The sequence below is a fragment of the Streptomyces sp. NPDC051364 genome, assembly GCF_040682115.1.
Classification (GTDB): domain Bacteria; phylum Actinomycetota; class Actinomycetes; order Streptomycetales; family Streptomycetaceae; genus Streptomyces.
Genome location: NZ_JBFBAH010000093.1, coordinates 1 through 1111, shown reverse-complemented (window position 1 = coordinate 1111; position 1111 = coordinate 1). Strand labels below are relative to the sequence as shown.

Here is a 1111-nt window from a genome sequence, read left to right as displayed (position 1 = left end):
ACGACCCGGGGATGAATTGTTCCGGTGCTGGTGAGGCCGTGACATGAGAAGGGCCGCACGGGTTGGGTGAGTTGTGACGCTTACCTGGGCCCGTGCGGCCTGCTCCCATCCTGCCCTGTCCGGGGTCTCCCGCGCACATCTCGGCGAGTTGCTCGAAGAACTGGATTCCCGTTGGCGCGCCCAGCGGGAATCTGTGCTCCACGAACAGCGTGGCGGTAAGCGCCGTCGTGTGGAGGGCGCGGGACGCAAACCGAAGCTCCAGGTCATCGACCGGCTGCTGGTCACCCTGGTCCACCTGCGGCTCGGCCTGCCGCATGCCGCGCTCGCCGAGCTGTACCGCGTGGACCGCTCGACCGTCTCGGCCGCGATCCGGCAGATGCGGCCCCTGCTCGCGGCCCGCGGCTTCGCGGTCCCCGACCGGCCCGGCATCCGTCTTCGAACCTTGGAGGACGTGTTCGCCTACGCCGGGGCCGAAGGCGTCGACCTGCGGATCGACGCCACCGAAGTCCAGGTCAGACGGCCCAAGGCGGGCCGACCGGGGCGCAAGGCGTTCGTCTCCGGCAAGAAGAAGCAGAACACGGTCAAGACCACCACGTTCAGCGACCACCAGGGCCGCACCCTGTTCTCCGGGGTGGTACGGCCCGGCCGCATGCATGATCAGACCTGCGTGCGCACCGAGGGCATCGCCGAGCAGTTCCACCACCACCCGGACGTGAAGGCCGAGGTCGACTCCGGCTACCAGGGCCTGGCCAACGAGTTCCCCGCCCAGGTCAGCTCCCCGCCGAAGAAGCCGAAGGACGACGCGTGCGACGGCGACAAACGGGCCTGGCGAGAGGCCCGCCGCCGCCAGTCCTCGGCCCGGATCTGCGTGGAGCACACCAACGCCGAGTACAAGCAGTGGCGCCCGCTCCAGCGGTACACCGGCCGCCGCGAGGACTACGACGAGACTCACCGCGCCATCGCCGCCCTGGTCTCCGACCGCTCGGCCCGCAGGCCCACCCGCCGCCGCACGAGCACCGAACTGGTACTCGTGCACACGACTACCTGCTGATCATCCGCCAGCCAAACCGCCAAGCCGACGCGTCCCGATCTCAATTACCCCCGAGGCCGT

The 1111-nt window shown here is 69.6% G+C and carries 1 protein-coding gene; it reads left to right on the top strand.

All coding sequences use genetic code 11. From position 1 onward, the window contains the following. The first annotated feature begins 73 nt into the window (after positions 1-73). Positions 74-1051, top strand: coding sequence for a transposase family protein (locus AB0M76_RS43475; protein ID WP_365958298.1), 978 nt, complete (start codon positions 74-76; stop codon positions 1049-1051). Positions 1052-1111: the final 60 nt, after the last annotated feature.